At 59.2% G+C, this 16967-nt stretch carries 15 protein-coding genes; 8 read left to right on the top strand and 7 right to left on the bottom strand.

Features of this window, described 5'->3' with window-relative positions; genetic code table 11:
• The first annotated feature begins 9 nt into the window (after positions 1-9).
• The 3 genes from SLH47_RS14830 to SLH47_RS14820 are packed head-to-tail and all read left to right on the top strand — an operon-like array spanning position 10 to position 3381.
• On the top strand, positions 10-1524 hold the full coding sequence (locus SLH47_RS14830) for a class I adenylate-forming enzyme family protein (protein ID WP_320240326.1): 1515 nt from the start codon (positions 10-12) through the stop codon (positions 1522-1524).
• Positions 1511-2155: a DsbA family oxidoreductase gene (locus tag SLH47_RS14825; protein ID WP_320240325.1), complete on the top strand. Its 645-nt coding sequence runs from the start codon at positions 1511-1513 to the stop codon at positions 2153-2155. The genes SLH47_RS14830 and SLH47_RS14825 overlap by 14 nt, the downstream gene beginning before the upstream one ends.
• On the top strand, positions 2152-3381 hold the full coding sequence (locus SLH47_RS14820) for a multidrug effflux MFS transporter (RefSeq protein ID WP_320240324.1): 1230 nt from the start codon (positions 2152-2154) through the stop codon (positions 3379-3381). The genes SLH47_RS14825 and SLH47_RS14820 overlap by 4 nt, the downstream gene beginning before the upstream one ends.
• Here the strand turns inward: SLH47_RS14820 and mfd are convergent.
• Positions 3378-6827 carry a transcription-repair coupling factor gene (mfd, locus tag SLH47_RS14815; protein ID WP_320240323.1) on the bottom strand — a complete coding sequence of 1150 codons (3450 nt, stop codon included), beginning with the start codon at positions 6825-6827 and terminating at the stop codon, positions 3378-3380. The two genes, SLH47_RS14820 and mfd, sit on opposite strands and share 4 nt — an antisense overlap.
• Positions 6828-6858: 31 nt before the next feature.
• On the bottom strand, positions 6859-7386 hold the full coding sequence (locus SLH47_RS14810) for a hypothetical protein (protein WP_413785650.1): 528 nt from the start codon (positions 7384-7386) through the stop codon (positions 6859-6861).
• Positions 7387-7514: 128 nt separating this feature from the next.
• Here SLH47_RS14810 and hemB point away from each other — a divergent pair, with 128 nt between their 5' ends.
• Together hemB and SLH47_RS14800 are read left to right on the top strand one after the other, a co-directional pair.
• A complete protein-coding gene (gene hemB / locus SLH47_RS14805) occupies positions 7515-8513 on the top strand; it encodes a porphobilinogen synthase (protein ID WP_320240321.1) in 999 nt (332 codons plus the stop codon).
• Between the two features lie 142 nt (positions 8514-8655).
• The gene (locus SLH47_RS14800; RefSeq protein WP_320240320.1) at positions 8656-9267 is read left to right on the top strand and encodes an SGNH/GDSL hydrolase family protein; all 612 of its coding nucleotides are present in this window, start codon (positions 8656-8658) and stop codon (positions 9265-9267) included.
• Between the two features lie 4 nt (positions 9268-9271).
• Here the strand turns inward: SLH47_RS14800 and SLH47_RS14795 are convergent, their stop codons facing one another.
• The 4 genes from SLH47_RS14795 to SLH47_RS14780 are packed head-to-tail and all read right to left on the bottom strand — an operon-like array spanning position 9272 to position 10837.
• A complete protein-coding gene (locus SLH47_RS14795) occupies positions 9272-9895 on the bottom strand; it encodes a YdeI/OmpD-associated family protein (protein ID WP_320240319.1) in 624 nt (207 codons plus the stop codon).
• The gene (locus tag SLH47_RS14790) at positions 9892-10107 is read right to left on the bottom strand and encodes a hypothetical protein (protein WP_320240318.1); all 216 of its coding nucleotides are present in this window, start codon (positions 10105-10107) and stop codon (positions 9892-9894) included. The genes SLH47_RS14795 and SLH47_RS14790 overlap by 4 nt, the downstream gene beginning before the upstream one ends.
• Positions 10108-10115: 8 nt before the next feature.
• Positions 10116-10517 (bottom strand): SRPBCC domain-containing protein, encoded by a 402-nt coding sequence (locus SLH47_RS14785; protein ID WP_320240317.1) that lies wholly within the window; start codon positions 10515-10517, stop codon positions 10116-10118.
• The gene (locus tag SLH47_RS14780; protein WP_320240316.1) at positions 10514-10837 is read right to left on the bottom strand and encodes a metalloregulator ArsR/SmtB family transcription factor; all 324 of its coding nucleotides are present in this window, start codon (positions 10835-10837) and stop codon (positions 10514-10516) included. The genes SLH47_RS14785 and SLH47_RS14780 overlap by 4 nt, the downstream gene beginning before the upstream one ends.
• 196 nt (positions 10838-11033) lie before the next feature.
• Here SLH47_RS14780 and SLH47_RS14775 point away from each other — a divergent pair, with 196 nt between their 5' ends.
• The 3 genes from SLH47_RS14775 to SLH47_RS14765 all read left to right on the top strand — a co-directional run bounded on the left by SLH47_RS14775 (position 11034) and on the right by SLH47_RS14765 (position 14697).
• The gene (locus tag SLH47_RS14775) at positions 11034-11591 is read left to right on the top strand and encodes a YSC84-related protein (RefSeq protein WP_320240315.1); all 558 of its coding nucleotides are present in this window, start codon (positions 11034-11036) and stop codon (positions 11589-11591) included.
• A 104-nt stretch (positions 11592-11695) separates the two neighbouring features.
• Complete coding sequence (locus SLH47_RS14770; protein ID WP_320240314.1) at positions 11696-14104, top strand: FAD-dependent oxidoreductase; 2409 nt, start codon at positions 11696-11698, stop codon at positions 14102-14104.
• Entirely contained in the window at positions 14101-14697 is a 597-nt protein-coding gene (locus SLH47_RS14765) for a nucleotidyltransferase family protein (protein ID WP_320240313.1), read from the top strand. Before SLH47_RS14770 ends, SLH47_RS14765 begins: the two co-directional genes overlap by 4 nt.
• On the opposite strand, the gene SLH47_RS14760 is transcribed toward SLH47_RS14765, so the two are convergent.
• Entirely contained in the window at positions 14680-16878 is a 2199-nt protein-coding gene (locus SLH47_RS14760; RefSeq protein ID WP_320240312.1) for a Hint domain-containing protein, read from the bottom strand. The genes SLH47_RS14765 and SLH47_RS14760 overlap by 18 nt on opposite strands.
• Between the last annotated feature and the right edge of the window lie 89 nt (positions 16879-16967).

The raw sequence follows: 16967 nt of genomic DNA, 5'->3' as shown, positions 1-16967 counted from the left end.
CGGAGGGCCATGCTTTCCGTCACCGATCCCACCCCCTTTCCACCGCCGCCGCCCGCCTTCAATATGGCGACCTATGTACTACAGCACGCGGATCGTTTGGGTGCAAAGACGGCATTGCGGATCATCGGCGAAAACGCGCAAGACTTCACTTATACGCAGATAAAATCAGCCGTCTTGGGCACGGCAACAGGGCTGTTGCAACAAGGCCTGCGCCCGGGCGATTTCCTCCTGATGCAATTGGGCAACCGCCCCGAATTCCCCATCACCTATCTTGGCGCAATCGCGGTTGGCATCATTCCGGTCCCAGTCTCGGCGCAGTTGACCGCGCCAGAGATCTTCCGGATCAGCAGGATGATCCGACCAGCCCTGACCATTCGCGCAGCAGACATGCCAGCTGCACCGGGCCGAACGCTAGACGCAGAGGCGTTGCGACAGTTCTGGCACCTGCCCCCAGCGGAGTACGTGATGGGTGACCCGAACCGGCCCGCCTATATCGTCTTCACGTCAGGCACATCCGGCCAGCCACGTGCGGTCACGCATGCCCACCGGGCGATCTGGGCACGGCAAATGATGTGGGACGGCTGGTACGGCTTGCGTGCAGACGACCGCCTGCTCCATGCCGGAGCGTTCAACTGGACCTATACGCTTGGCACGGGCCTGATGGACCCATGGTCGGTTGGCGCTACCGCTCTGATCCCATCCGAAGGCACCGAGATCGAAGCCTTAGGTGACCTGCTAGCGACAGAGAACGCCACACTTTTCGCCGCTGCACCAGGCGTTTACCGGCGGCTTCTAAGGCAGCCTCTTCCCGATTTCCCAGATTTGCGCCACGGATTGTCGGCGGGCGAAAAACTGGCTTCGGTTCTCGCCTCGGAATGGACCGAAAAGACCGGCAAACCGATTTATGAGGCGTTCGGCATGTCCGAATGCTCCACCTTCATCTCCGGCGCCCCTGCCCGCCCTGCGCCAAAGGGTGCCGCAGGCTATCCCCAGAACGGGCGCAAAGTGGCGCTGATCGGCGAAGACGGCCCTGTGCCGCGCGGGATGCCGGGCACGATTGCCGTCCACCGCGATGATCCGGGCCTGATGTTAGGTTATCACAACGCGCCCGAAGAGACTGCCGCGCGGTTTCAGGGCGATTGGTTCCTGACCGGCGATATCGGCATCATGGCCGATGACGGCGCGATCACCTACGCGGGCCGTGCCGATGAAATGATGAATGCAGGTGGTTACCGCGTCAGCCCGGTCGAAGTCGAAGACGCGCTGACCGCCCATCCCGCCATCACCGAGGCCGCAGCCTGCGCTGTGCAATTGCGCGCAGACACCACGCTCATCGCGGCCTTTTATGTGGCGTCAGACGTGATAGAGGAGGACAGGTTGGACGCCTTTATGCGCGCGCGGCTCGCCGGATACAAATGCCCGCGCATCTATGTCGCCAAAAAGGCTCTGCCACGCGGGGCCAACAACAAACTGCTCAGGCGCGTTCTGCGCCAGGAATGGGAGAACACACATGGTCAAGCTTGATATCATCTCGGACCCGATCTGCCCCTGGTGCTATATTGGCAAGACCAATCTGGACAAAGCGCTGGCCGAGATCCCCGATCATCCTTTCACCATCGAATGGCACCCGTTCCAGCTCAACCCCGACATGCCTGCCGGAGGCATGGACCGCAAAGCGTATCTTGAGGGCAAGTTCGGCGGCAAGGAAGGTGCGGTGCGCGCCTACGCGCCGGTTGTGGAGCATGCCGAGAAGTCCGGCGCCCATATCAACTTCGACGCCATCAAGACGACGCCCAATACGATCGACGCACACCGCCTGATCCACTGGGCAGGGATCGAGCAGCGCCAATCCTTGGTCGTCGATCTGCTCTTCAAAGCCTATTTCGTCGACGGCCGCGATATTGGCGACCACGAGGTCCTCGCCGACATCGCCGACACGGCCGAGATGGATGCCGCCATGGTCGCCAAACTCCTCGCCTCGGACGCCGACACAGACGACATCCGCGCGCGCGATGCCCATAGCCGCAAGATGGGCGTGGGATCCGTGCCGACCTTCATCGTGGCAGGAAAACATGCCGTCCCCGGAGCGCAGCCGCCAGAGATGTGGGTCGGTGTGATCAATGAGATCAAGGACCAGATCGCGGCGGCGGAATGACGGATATACCCGCCGACCCGCCGCAGATCAGGCGGCTGCCCCAAACCGAATTCATCGCACTGATGGCGATGCTGGCGGCGACGGTGGCGTTCTCCATCGACGCGATGTTGCCCGCTTTGCCCGAAATCGGCGAGGCCTTGTCACCCGACAACCTCAACAACGCGCAGCTGATCATCACCAGCTTCGTGCTGGGCATGGGCGTGGGCACGTTCTTTACCGGGCCCCTTTCGGATGCATTTGGCCGCAAACCTGTTATGGTCGGCGGCGCCGTCGTCTACATCGCAGCCTGCGCGGTCGCCTGGGCATCATCGACGCTTGAGGTGATGCTGGCCGCGCGCGTGGTCCAAGGCCTGGGTGCGGCAGGTCCGCGTGTGGTTGCGATGGCCCTGATCCGCGACCTTTACGGCGGGTCCCAGATGGCGCGCATCCTGTCATTCGTGATGATGGTCTTCGCGCTGATCCCGGCGCTTGCCCCGACCATTGGGCACTACATCATGCTCGGGTTCGGATGGCGCGCGATTTTCGCGGCCTTCATGCTGTTTTCCTTTGCGACCCTGCTCTGGCTGATGATCCGTCAACCGGAGACGCTGTTGCCTGCAAATCGCCGCCCGCTCAGCGTCCGCGCGTTGACGGCCGCCACCTATGAGATGTTTGCCCACCGCACTGCGCGACTGTCGATCTTCGTACAGACGCTGACATTCGGGATGCTGTTCACGGTCCTGTCTTCCACCCAGCAGGTTTTTGACATCACATTTGATCAAGGCGCGCACTTTCATCTTTGGTTTGGCGGTATCGCCATTGTCTCAGCATCGGCCAGCGTGCTGAATGCGCGGATTGTTGTTCGCCTCGGTATGCGGGCGATCATCAAGGCGATGTTTGCTGTTCAGGTCATGCTGACCTTGTTGATGATTGTGATCACCGCCGCAAACGGCCCCTATTGGCTGGCCTTTGGGACCTACGTGATCTGGGTGACCGGTAACTTCTTTCAGGCTGGCCTCACCATTGGCAATCTCAATGCACTGGCGATGGAAGAGATGGGTCACATCGCTGGCCTCGCAGCCTCGATCATCGCAGCGGTCGCAACAATCGGCGGCGTGCTGCTTGCGGCACCGATTGCCATCATGTTTGACGGCACACCGATGCCGATGGCCATTGGCATTCTCATCTCAGCGAGCCTTGCCTGGTGGTTGACATCAAAAATCAGACGACCCGGTGACGCGCCCTAGCCTACCTTTGCCTTCTTTTCGTCGGCCAATTTCTGCGCCAGGTCCCGCGCGATGTTGAAGGCACCCTGGATCTTGTCGCGCTCCTTGCCCCAGTCCCGGCGCACGACGATCTTGTTGTCCTTGACCTTCGCAAGGCCCTTTTGCGCCTCGATGAATTCCACAAGGCCCTTGGGCGAGGCGAATTTGTCGTTGTGGAACTGGATCGTCGCCCCCTTTGGCCCGGCATCCAGTTTCGCGATCCCGGCCCGTTTGCACATCGCCTTGATCCGCACAACCAGCATGAGGGTGTTGACCTCTTTCGGCAACTTGCCGAACCGGTCAATCAGCTCAGCCGCAAAACCTTCCAACTCCACCTTCGTCGTCAGTTCCGACAGCCGCCGGTAGAGCCCCAGCCGCACATCCAAATCGGGCACGTAATCTTCGGGGATCAGAACCGGCACGCCCAGATTGATCTGCGGCGCCCATTGGCCGTCATCGATAATGCCCTCGGCGGCCCCCGATCTGATCGCGGCAATCTGCTCTTCCAGCATCTGCTGATAGAGCTCATAGCCCACCTCGCGCATCTGGCCCGACTGTTCCTCACCCAGCAGGTTCCCCGCCCCGCGAATATCGAGGTCCTGGCTCGCCAGCGTGAATCCGGCCCCCAACGTGTCAATCGACCCCAGCACCCGCAGGCGCTTTTGCGCGGTATCCGTCAGTTTCTGGCGCGGTTTTGTCGTGAGATACGCATAGGCGCGCGTCTTGGAGCGGCCCACCCGTCCCCTGATCTGATAAAGCTGGGACAGGCCAAACATATCCGCGCGCCAGACGATCATCGTATTCGCCGTCGGAATATCCAGACCGCTTTCCACAATCGTCGTCGCCAACAGCACATCGTATTTGCCGTCATAAAAGGCGTTCATGCGGTCGTCGAGTTCCCCCGCCGCCATCTGGCCCGTCGCGGTGATGTAGGAGACTTCGGGCACCTGCTCTTTCAGAAACGCTTCCATTTCGGCCATGTCGCTGATCCGTGGCACGACAAGGAAGGACTGCCCGCCACGATAGTGTTCACGCAGCAGCGCCTCGCGTACGGTGATCGTGTCGAATTCGCTGACATAGGTCCGGATCGCCAGACGGTCGATGGGCGGCGTCCCGATGATCGACAGATCCCGGACACCAGAGAGCGAGAGTTGCAGCGTGCGCGGGATCGGCGTCGCGGTCAGCGTCAGCACGTGGACATCGGTGCGGAGCTGTTTAAGCCGTTCCTTATGTTGGACCCCGAATTTCTGTTCTTCATCAATGACGAGCAGACCAAGGTTCTTGAACCGCACACCTTTGGCAAGCAGCGCATGGGTACCCACGACGATATCGACCGTTCCCTTCGCCAGCCCCTCGCGCGTTTTCGTTGCGTCTCCAGAGGACACAAACCGCGACAAGGGCCGCACATTCACCGGAAAGCCCCGGAACCGTTCGGCAAAGTTCTGATAATGCTGTCGTGCAAGCAACGTTGTCGGCGCAATAATCGCCACCTGAACGCCCGAGAGCGCGGCCACAAAGGCAGCGCGGATCGCCACCTCCGTCTTGCCAAAGCCCACATCGCCACAGATCAACCGGTCCATCGGCTTGCCCGCCGCGATATCGGTCAGCACATCCTCAATCGCCGCAAGTTGGTCATCGGTTTCGGCATAAGGAAACCGCGCCAGAAACTGGTCCCACATCCCGTCTGGCGGATCGAGCGCCGGGGCCGTCCGCAATTCCCGCTCTGCCGCGACCCGGATCAGCCGTTCGGCGATCTGTCGGATCCGTTCCTTCAGCTTCGCCTTTTTCGCCTGCCATGCGCCGCCACCCAATCGGTCGAGCAGCCCTGTTTCATGCCCGTATTTCGATAAAAGCTCGATATTCTCAACGGGCAGATAGAGCTTCGCGTCCTCGGCATATTCCAAGAGCAGGCATTCATGCGCCGCACCCAACGCCGTCACAACCTCCATCCCCTTGAAGCGGCCCACGCCGTGATCGACATGGACAACCAGATCACCGGGGGCCAAGCTATTCGCCTCACTCAGGAAGTTCTCGGCCCGGCGCTTGCGCTTTGTCTGGCGGATCAACCGGTCGCCTAGCACGTCCTGCTCTGAGATCACCGTCAGACCGGGTGCCTCAAATCCGTGATCCAGCGGCCAGACCGCCAGATGCACCCCACGTTTGCCCACCCGGCAAAAATCGGGCACGGCAATCGCCTCCGCGATCCCCTCATCAGCGATCAGCCCTTCCAGCCGCTCGCGCGCGCCCTCGGAATAGGATGCGATAACCACCGGCCCATCGGCCAATCGCACTTTCACATGATCCGCCAAGCTTTTGAAAAGGCTGATCTGTTCCTGCTGGCGCTCCGGCGAAAAATCGCGGCCAATCCGGCCACCGGCATCCGTCACACCCGGCCCCGTCGCCTGTTTGAGCGGCGCAAATTGCAGCACCCGGTGGCCCTCCACCGCTGCATTCCAGGCATCATCATCCAGATACAACAGTTGCGGAGGTGCGGGCTTATAGACCGTGTCCATGCGCCCCTTTTGTTCGAGCGCATGCATCCGGGTTTCGTATTGGTCGGTGATACTGTCCCACCGCGCGATGCGCGACGGGCCGATCTGATCGTCGAGCGTCAACGTCGCATTTGGTAGATAGTCAAACAGCGTCTCCAGATCGTCCTGAAAGAAGCCCAGCCAGTGTTCGATACCCGCATGCTTGCGCCCCGCACTCACCGCCTCATAAAGCGGATCATCCGTGCCCGCCGCGCCAAACTCGATCCGGTAATTCTGCCGAAACCGGGTGATGGCGGCCTCGTCGAGGACCACTTCAGAGACCGGAGCCAGCTCTATCTCAGAGAGCTTCTCAGTCGTCCGCTGCGTTGCCGGATCAAACCGCCGCGCGCCGTCGAGCACATCACCAAAAAGATCCAGCCGGACCGGCCCGCTTTCGCCGGGTGGGAAGATATCGATGATCCCACCGCGGACAGCATAATCCCCAGGCTCCATCACCGTCGGGCTTTGGGTGAAGCCCATCCGCACCAGAAAATTGCGCAAAGCATCTTCATCAATCCGGTTGCCGACCCCGGCGCGAAAAGCGGCCTCGCGCAGCAGCGCCCGCGCTGGTACGCGCTGGGTTGCTGCCGAAAGTGAAGTCAGCAGGATAAAGCGCTCCGGCATGCCGTGCACCAAGGCCGCGAGCGTGGCCATGCGCGCAGCCGAGATGTCCGCATTGGGCGACACCCGGTCATAAGGCAGGCAGTCCCATGCGGGAAAGACAAAGACCGGGATGTCTGGCGCGAAGAAGCGAAGTGCAGCCTGCATCGCGGCAAGACGTTTGTCATCGCGCGCGACATGCAGGACGGGCGCGCCCTTTTCAAGCTCGCGCAGGATAAGCTGCGCGTCATAGCCTTCAGGGGCGCCGCTGACGGTGATATGGTTGGCAGGGGACATGCGCGCTCACCTACAATGCGCGCTGCCGGTGTCAACCATTCAGGAAATCATCTGGGACCGAGAGGTTGTAATACATCCCGTAGATGGCCGTGAAAAAGATCGCGATCATGGCCACGACCTGAATAATGATGCGTAGGCGCAGCAACTCTTTCACGAGATCTTCGGGTGCTGGCGGGTGCTGCTGGTAGCGTCGGCAGGCATGTTGACAGATCGCGCCGACGATGGTGAGCGGAAAGCCGATCAGGAAAATACCCTGCGCCATCTCAACCTCGTAGTAAAAACCGGTCATCGCCAATCCGGTCAGGACAAATGTCGAAAGCGCTATGATCGGAATACCGGCCATGTCCTCAATCATAATGAAACGGCGTACGTGAAAATCGAAGAGTGTTTGCAAATCATCAACCGCCCCCGGCATAGAGCGTCGCGCCCGGATAATCAGATCGAATGGAATGCCCAAAACCCAATGGCTGACCACGGCCCAGGTGACCGCCACCGCCAGCCAGTACCAGATGTTGGAGAAGGTATGCAGGTCCAGGATCGCAAGGATGGAGTCTGTCACGGGCAATGTGTTTCTCGTGTCGTTCTCGGGATTTGGCGGACACTAACGTTCCGCACCTGCCTTGCCCAGACTTGTGATGCTGCAAAATCCATGCCAGCAAGAAGCCGACGCAAAAAGGTGACGATAAGATGAAACCGACCCTGGCCCCCTTCCCTGCAACACGCTTGCGGCGGATGCGCACGACCCCCGCTTTGCGTGCGTTGTCGCGTCAGCATACCTTGAGTGTGGATGATCTGATCTGGCCGGTCTTCGTCATGGAAGGACGCGACGATGAAACGCCGGTGCCATCAATGCCGGGTGTGGTGCGGCGCACGGTCGATCGCGTCGCAAAAGCGGCAGTTGACGCGCAGAACCTCGGCATCCCGGCTATCTGCATCTTTCCTTACACGGGGATGGACGCACGGACCGAGGATTGTGCAATGGCCTGGGACCCCGAAAACCTGACCAATCAGGCGATCCGCGCGATCAAGGATGCCGCCCCGTATATTGCCGTGATGACCGATATCGCGCTCGATCCCTACAACATCAATGGCCATGATGGTTTTGTCGAAGACGGTCAGATCGTGAATGACCGCACTGTGGAAGCCCTCGTCAAAATGGCACTGGCTCAGGCCGAGGCTGGCGCAGATATCCTTGGCCCTTCGGACATGATGGATGGCCGGATCGGTGCGATCCGCAATGCTCTCGAGGCCGAAGCGCATCAGAACGTCACGATCCTCAGCTACACCGCCAAATATGCCTCGGCCTTTTACGGCCCGTTCCGCGATGCGGTAGGCGCGTCAACCGCTCTAACAGGCGACAAAAAAACTTATCAGATGGATCCCGGGAACTCGGACGAGGCGCTGCGCTTGGTCGAACGCGACCTGAACGAGGGTGCCGACATGATCATGGTCAAACCTGGCATGCCATACCTAGATATCTGCAGGCGCGTGAAAGATACCTTTGGCGTCCCAACCTACGCTTATCAGGTCAGCGGCGAATACGCGATGCTACAGGCGGCGGTCGCCAATGGCTGGCTCGATGGCGAAAAGGTCATGATGGAAAGCCTGCTTGCCTTCAAGCGCGCAGGTTGTGACGGCATACTCACATATTTCGCGCCCGAAGCCGCGAAGGTACTGAACGGCTAGCACTGGACCATAGAGGTCCGCAAAGATCACGTTCAGCCCCCCTTTTTAGATGACTTTTTGACCGGCCGTCGAGAGAAGTCAAAAAGGTTGTTCGATTGACCAATGACTGGCGAAACCGCGAATGCAACGCAGAGAAGAAGCAATGACTGAGAAGCATATTTGTCTGATGGGTGATTCAATCTTTGATAATGACGCCTATGTTCCCGGCGAACCGGGGGTTATTGAGCAACTGCGTCGATCCATTCCAGCAACATGGTCTGCCTTCAAGGTCGCTGTCGATGGTGACTGTATTGAGGACATTCCCAACCAGCTTGAAAGAGTGCCAACGCACATCACGGACATAGTCGTGAGCATTGGCGGCAACGATCTTATGAAATTCCGTCACCTTCTTGCGCAGGTCGCACAAGGGGCAAAAATGCAGGACCTCATTGCGGCGCCACTTGCTGATTTTGAGATTGCTTATGGCTGGATGCTTGATGAAGTTTCGGCGCGCGGTCTTCCGATAAGCGCCTGCACGATTTACACGAGCATACCCTTCACTGAGCCGGAAATGCGAGACTATGCGCCATCAGCTATCGGAGCCTTCAATTCGCTAATCCAGCAACTGGCAAGGACTCGAAACGTGCCAGTGATCCGATTGGACCTGGCGTGCACGGAAGAGGGAGACTTTTCCGAAATGTCTCCAATCGAGCCTTCGTCACAGGGGGGGCAAAAAATCGTCGAAGCAATGTTACAAGCGCTGCGCGAAGACTGAACGGCTAGCGTTCCATCGCGCCCTTGCCCGCGATGATCTTGTCGCGGAATTTGGTGATCCGCGCGATGCGCGTTTCGGGCTTTTTGGCCCCGTTCAGATTAATGACATAGCTTTTTTGCCTCCCGGGCGTGAGCGCGTGAAAGGCCTCAGCCAGTTCCGTGTCGCAATCCAGGGCCTCAATCAACTCATCTGGCAAGTCAGGCATATCCGTATTCTTGGGCGGTCGTATGCCGTCTCTTGCGTAGCCCATCGCCTCAGCCAGATAGCCGCTGATCGTGATCGCCAATGCCGCGACCCGGTCATTGTCTGTAAAGCGGATCATGTCCGCATACTGCGTGTTCGGCCCTTGCTTTTCCAAGACGCCATCGGGATCCTTTAGCAAGGCCGCATCAAAGAAACTCAACCGGAAATCGCCGCGAAAGGCACCGATGATCGCGATATTGCGTCCGGCATGCATGTAACAGGGATGCCCCCACTTCACGACCTCCTCCAGCCCCGCCTCAAGGCAGAGCGCACGCAAGGTATTCAACCCCTCAGCCCATTGTTTCGTCGAGCATTCCGGAGTGGCAAACCGGGTGCATCGGCCGCATCCTTTGGTGAAGTAGTCCTCAATCTCGGTAATCATCATTGTCGTGATCCACGTCTGCCCCGCCGCAGATAAGGGAGAGCGAACAGATAAAGGCCGCTCAGTGTCATCAGCGCGAGTGGCGGTAGCGGAAGGTAATACACCCATTCCGTCTCCACGCCTTGCGCGGAGGCCAGAAACAGACCGGCCACGATTGTGGTAAAGGCGACTGAAAGCCAGCGATGCGTCTGTCTTATCAAGTGATTGAAATGCATGATGTTCCTCAGTCCAATTGCCGGGACAGCAGAGCCGCCAGGTTATCGATGAAGCGCCGCCAACCGCCGGTCGCTCCTGCATAGGCCTGTTTTTGGTCTTGGGTGAACCCGACCTGCTCCAGCCGCAGACGGGTGCCTTTTGGAATTGGTTCCAGCGTCCAAGTTACAATCGTATCAACGTCGGCGGCCGTCCAAGTGTATGACAAGGATGCCATGGGCGTCACTTCCCGCACTTCGCATGCGATACTGCCCCAACCGGCATCAAACGAAAACGCGGCGCCAAGTTCCGGCACAAAATCTGAGTTCATGAGCCATTCTGAAAGTAATTCTGGCTGCGTCAGTGCGCGCCAAACCCGGTCCGGTGGATAGGGCAATTCCCGCTCGATGATCACGGCACGGCGGTCTTTCATTGATCCATCCGCCGCAACAGATTTTCCAGATCATCAAATCGACCATCCCAAAACGCCGTCATCTCTGCCGTCCAATCGACCAAGGGTTTCAAAGCCTGATAGGCTGCGCGATAATGCGTCTTCCGGCCGTCTGGCCGATCCTGCACAAGGCCCGCATCGCGCAGCACGGCCAGATGCCGCGATACCGTTGGTTGAGAGATTTGAGCAAAAGTCGTCAAAGCGCCGACGGTCTGCTCACCTTCGCGGCAGAGCCGTTCAAAGATCGCGCGACGCGTCGGATCGGCGAGGGTCTTGAACAGGGTATCGTTTGAGTGCTGCATGAGAAATCATAGCCGCTCATCTATATGATGAATTCATAGCAGAGTAACTATGCATTTAGCAAGAGCGTATTTTAGGGCAGTTTCAAAAGCTGCGAATTCGGGCCAACCTTCCGCGTGACAGCCTTAGTTTGTTGGCCTATACTGCACGCATAAAAGACGGCAAACGTCTTCATGACAGGCTATAAGGCGGTACATTATGGATAACTTTTCACGGCGCGGCTTCGCGCTTGGTGCGCTTGCTGCATCTACACTTGCGGCATGCGGCAACGGCATTGGCGGCAGCGGGGCGGCCACAATTGATGCCCGTGTCGATAGCACGCTCAACGGCATGTATTCGGAGTTTCCCGGCACACGTGATCTTGCAGACCGCGCGTCAGGCATTCTGGTCATGCCGCTTGTGACCGAGGTGGGCCTTGGTTTGGGCGGCTCTTACGGACGGGGTGCCTTGCGTGTCGGGCCCTCAACGGTCGACTATTACTCTGCCACCTCCGGCAGCGCAGGTCTGCAGATTGGTGCACAGCAATTCAGCCATGTTCTGTTTTTCATGACGCCAGAAGCCTTGCTTGAGTTCCGCCAATCCCCCGGCTGGGTAGCGGGGGCCGATATCGAATATGCGGCAAATAACCAAAGTGAGATGTTGCGGGCCGATACAACGACATCACTGTCGCCAGTGATCGCGGTCGTCTTTGGACAAACCGGGCTGCGGCTGGGCGCAACAGTGGAAGGCACGAAATACACCCGGATCATTCCCTAAAGACGCCTGCACCGCGTGCATTTGCGACATCAGATGTCGCACGGTGGCACGGCAAATGGGTCTCTGCGCGGCATGCTAGCGCCTAACAAGCCGGAGTAGACTTCATGCAGACCACCACCCGTGTTGCCGTCATTGGCGGAGGCGTCGTCGGCGCCTCAGTTCTTTATCATCTGACCAAGCTTGGCTGGTCCGACGTCATGCTGATTGAGCGGTCGGATCTGACCTCCGGTTCAACCTGGCACGCGGCCGGCGGATTTCATACGCTGAACGGCGACACGAATATGGCCGCTTTGCAGGGCTACACGATCAAGCTCTACAAGGAGCTTGAAGAGATCACCGGCATGTCCTGCGGCCTGCACCATTCCGGTGGCGTGACGCTGGCAGACAATCAGGACCGGTTCGACATGCTCGTCGCTGAGCGGGCCAAGCATCGCTATATGGGCCTTGATACCGAAATCCTCGGCCCGGAAGAGATCGGCAAACTCGCCCCGATCACCAATCTCGATGGCATTGTCGGCGGGCTTTATGACCCGCTTGACGGGCACCTTGATCCCTCCGGCACTACGCATGCTTATGCCAAGGCCGCACGGATGGGCGGAGCCACGATTGAGACCCATTGCAAGGTGACCGAAACCAACCAGCGGCCCGATGGCACCTGGGATGTGGTGACCGAAAAGGGCACGATCCACGCGGAGCATGTGGTCAATGCCGGTGGCCTCTGGGCCCGCGAAGTGGCGGCGATGGCAGGCATCTATGTGCCGCTGCACCCGATGGAACATCAGTACCTCGTCACCGATGACATCCCCGAGATCTACAACCGCGACAGCGAACACCCCCATGTGATCGACCCCGGCGGCGAAAGCTACCTGCGGCAAGAGGGGCGCGGGCTTTGCATCGGGTTTTATGAAAAGCCCTGCCGCCCTTGGGCAGTGGACGGGACACCTTGGGATTTCGGGCATGAGCTGCTGCCCGATGACTATGACAAGATCGAGGACTCAATCGCGTTCGCCTATCGCCGCTTCCCCGTCCTCGAAAGCGCTGGTGTGAAATCCGTGATCCATGGGCCGTTTACGTTTGCGCCCGATGGCAACCCGCTCGTCGGCCCGGTGCCCCGTGTGCAGAACTACTGGTCCGCCTGTGGTGTCATGGCCGGGTTCAGCCAGGGTGGCGGCGTTGGGCTGATGCTGGCACAATGGATGATCGAAGGCGAATGCGAACGCGACGTGACAGCCCTCGACGTCGCCCGCTATGGCAAATGGATCACACCCGGCTACACACGGCCCAAGGTGATCGAAAACTACCAGACCCGTTTCTCAGTCAGCTATCCGAACGAGGAACTGCCGGCCGCCCGGCCCCACCGGACCACACCGATGTATGATATCTTCACGGGATTAGGTGCCGTCTGGGGCCATCAATTCGGGCTGGAAGTGCCCAATTACTTCGCCAAAGAGGGCGACCCAACTTACGAAACGCCAACCTTCCGCCGCTCGGATGCCTGGAACGCCACACGGCGTGAGGTGCAGGCGGTCCGCGCCGGTGTCGGCATCAACGAGGTCCAGAATTTCGGTAAATTCAGCGTCACCGGTCCCAGTGCCCGCGCCTGGCTTGACCGGATCATGGCGGGCCGCATCCCGCAGCCGGGGCGCATGTCGCTCACCCCGATGCTGTCACCCAAGGGGCGGCTTTGGGGCGATTTTACCGTCTCCTGTCTCTCTGAAACCGAATTCCAGCTCACCGCCAGCTATGGCGCGCAGGAAATCCATCACCGCTGGTTCCTCCAGAACGCGGCGGATGATTGCGTGGTCGAAAACATCTCGGACAAACGCAACGGTTTCCAGATCGCGGGACCGAAAGCGCGCGATCTCCTGACCGCCTGCACGCGCGATGACGTCGCCTCCATGAAGTTTCTCGACGTCCGCCGCATGACCGTTGGTCAGGTCGCCTGCATCGTCCAGCGCGTCAGCTATACCGGCGATCTGGGGTTTGAGATCTTCTGCGACCCGATGGACCAGCGCCAGCTTTGGGCGACCCTGTGGGAGGCGGGCCAGCCCATGGGCATCACGCCTTTCGGGATGCGCGCGATGATGTCTCTGCGGCTTGATCGCTTCTTCGGCTCATGGCTGTCTGAATTTTCACCCGATTACACAGCCGCCGAAACGGGCATGGACCGTTTCATCAGCTTCAAGAAAAACACCGATTTCATCGGGCGCGCCGCGGCCGAGGAAGAGCGGGCCAATCCACCTGCCCGCACGCTGGTGAGTTTTGAGGTCGAGGCGGATGATGCCGATGTCGTGGCCTATGAACCGGTCTTCATCAACGATCAGGTGGCGGGCTTCTGCACCTCTGGCGGCTATTCGCACCATGCCGACAAATCCATAGCTATGGCGCTTGTCCCCCGCAAACATGCCAGTGATGATCTGGTGGCAGAGATTGAGATCATGGGCAAACGCCGCAAGGCCACACGGGTCACGACCCACCTCTTCGACCCCGACATGACGGCCATGCGCGGGTGATCCCGATCCTGATCCTCGCCGCCGGCACATCCAGCCGGATGCGCGGCGGGGACAAATTGCTGGAAGAGGTGCGGGGCGAACCGCTTTTGCGGCTGCAGGCACAGCGCGCCCTGCGCACCGGTTATCAGGTCTACATCGCCCTCGGCCCCGACAGCCACGCGCGTGCCGTTGTGCTCTCTGACTTAGATGTCACATGCCTCACGATCCCCGAAGCGACCGAAGGCATGTCAGGCACAATGCGGGGCGCTGTCGCAAAACTGCCCGCAGCCCCGGCTTTCATGATGTTACTGGGCGATCTGGTCGCGCTGGAAACGGAGGATCTGAAGCGGGTCTTTAAGGCGCGAGAAGATCAACCCGATCACCTGATTTGGCGCGGGGCAACGACGGGCGGCAAGCCCGGACATCCTATCATTTTCGACGCATCACTGCGCCCGGAATTTGCGAAACTGGCCGGTGATAGCGGTGGCGAAACACTGGTCAAACCGCTGCGAGAGCAGACCTGCCTTGTCCCTTTTCACGATGACCGGGCCCGACTTGATCTCGATACGCCAGAGGAATGGGCCGCCTGGCGCGCCTCACTTGCGAAAAAATAGCCGCGACTCTTTCTTTTTGACCGTGCGCCTGGCTGCCCGGTAGTTGCGCAACCCTTCTTTTGTCGCAAGCTCTGGGAACAGCAGGAAAAGCTCTTCGCGTTGGTCCGTATCCACGCCTTTCAGGGAATAGTCCCCGGGTTGAAAGCTTTCCGTCCAAGCACCGTCCGAAAGAACAATCTCGTGGTTTTGGCACATGAAGTGGATGTAGGTGGCTTGCGGCGCATTCATCACCTCGACCCCTTCCATCCTGGTCATGTGCTTTGCCGTCATCAGCACTTCGCTTTCTCCAAAGTAAAGCTTGGCTATGTCAGAGACGATCAGCACGCGATGATTGGGCGACACGATCATATCGCGGTCTGGCAGATCGTCCCCCAATGCGCCCTTGCGGATCATGATGGGAAGCAGGTTTGGGCTGAGTTTCAGATCATCCAGCTTCAGCTCTTTCTTGCCCGCCCAAGTGATATACTGAATCCCGTTGTCGCGGGTCAGTACTCGGTCACCTGCTTTGAGCGTTTCCGCCGGTTGTTCACCTTTTGGAGTCGCAATCATTGTGCCGGGTGTAAAACAGGGGATAACGTTTTCGATTTCCGAAAACGTCATCGTCGATCCATCGGTGAAGGTGACCACCCCCGCTTCTGGATCGGTCGGATCATAGGTGATGAAATCGACGCCGGAACCCGTCAGATCAAGGACGTCAATATCGTTGCCGTCACCGTCTTCGCCACCGACCACCACATCCCCGGCTGTACCACCAAGGAATGTGTCAGACCCAGCGTTACCGAACAGCGTATCGGCCCCGGTGCCGCCTGTGATGGTGTCATTGCCAGAGCCGCCACGGATCGTGTCATCACCAGCTTGGCCGAACAGCGTATCGGCCCCATTGCCGCCGCGGATATCGTCATTGTTGCCAACCGCGTCGTTGACGATCGTGTAGTCGATATTGGTCAGCGCGCCAGTGCCGAAAAGCTCCACTTCCATGCGCGTGACACCGGATGTGTCGATCGCCTGTGACAGCAATGTGTTGTCGCCGCCCACGGGCAGGTCAATCTCAGCGATCAGCGCGCCGTCTTCATCGTAAAGGCGGATTTCACCGCCGCCCGACGTATCAATGACATCAAGGCTATTGACGGTGGCGGGACCCGCAAATTCGAAAACAAAGGTTCCGCCGGTCAGGTTGTCGTCAGGGTCGGAAGTGTCACCATCCTCCGAAAGGATCAGGATGTTGCCCACGCCCGGTACTGAAAGATCCGTATCTCCGCCTGTCGGATTGGCGGAATCAAAGATCATGACCGGATTATCGGAGTTCACGCTGGAGATACGTACGCCATCAGTGATAAACTGCTGATTGACGATATCGCCCGCGCTCAGTTGATCGAGGTCGAGCGGGCCATCAAACTCCGGCGCATCTCCATAGATGATGTCAGCACCATTGCCGCCGCGCAGGTCATCCGCGCCCTCACCACCAAAGATGGTATCCGCGCCACCGCCCGACGAAACAAAATCGTCTCCGCCACCGGCGATGACGATATCGTCATTACTGCCCTCGCCGGGCAAGACTGCGTCGTTAGCGTTGATACGGTCACCATCCGGGTCATCCTGATAGCCGGTATTGATCGTGTCAGCGCCGGAAGTGCCTTCGACATAGCCGTCGAGTTCCACGGTGCTGAAGGTAATGTCAGAGACCCCGACGACGCCCGATTGCGCCGCGTCTGGACCGTTGTCGTAGATGACCTGCAGGCTCACAATCGGCCCAGGGATGGTAACAGTCACGCTGTCAGGCGCACCGGACCCTTCGATCCCTGGCGAGACATTGCCATCGGAACTGAGCGTGTTTCCGGCAACGCTGTGATGAAATGCAAGATCGGTAAAACTGACGGGCACCGCATCGCCATTGGCATCAAGCGCGATGACCGTGATCTGATCGTCCCAGGTGCCTGCATCGACATCCAGAAGCTCAAACTGCACATTCTCGACCGGGTCATCGAAAGCGACATCCAGCGTGACCGGCTCATCCACCTGCGAGGCGACCAAAACTTGCTCACCCGCGATGGTGCCCAACGCCCAGGCCGTCCCATCGTTGGTTGGCGTCGCAACATCTATGTCAATACTTGCGCCGGAACCGGACACGGTATTGCTGCCGTCGATGTCGGTTGTCGACCAATCAAGCGTCAGGATTGTCATTTGCGGCTGGTTCCTGCCATCGAATACTTGCTCTGCCTGGCCAGTCTTGTTCGGCCTTATCACTCATTCACTTTTAGCGCCCATCGGCG

The sequence above is a fragment of the Cognatiyoonia sp. IB215182 genome (genome assembly GCF_033963905.1).
In the GTDB taxonomy this organism is placed as follows: domain Bacteria; phylum Pseudomonadota; class Alphaproteobacteria; order Rhodobacterales; family Rhodobacteraceae; genus Yoonia.
Note: the sequence above shows the minus strand (reverse complement) of the source record. Positions and strands in the feature narration are given on the sequence as shown.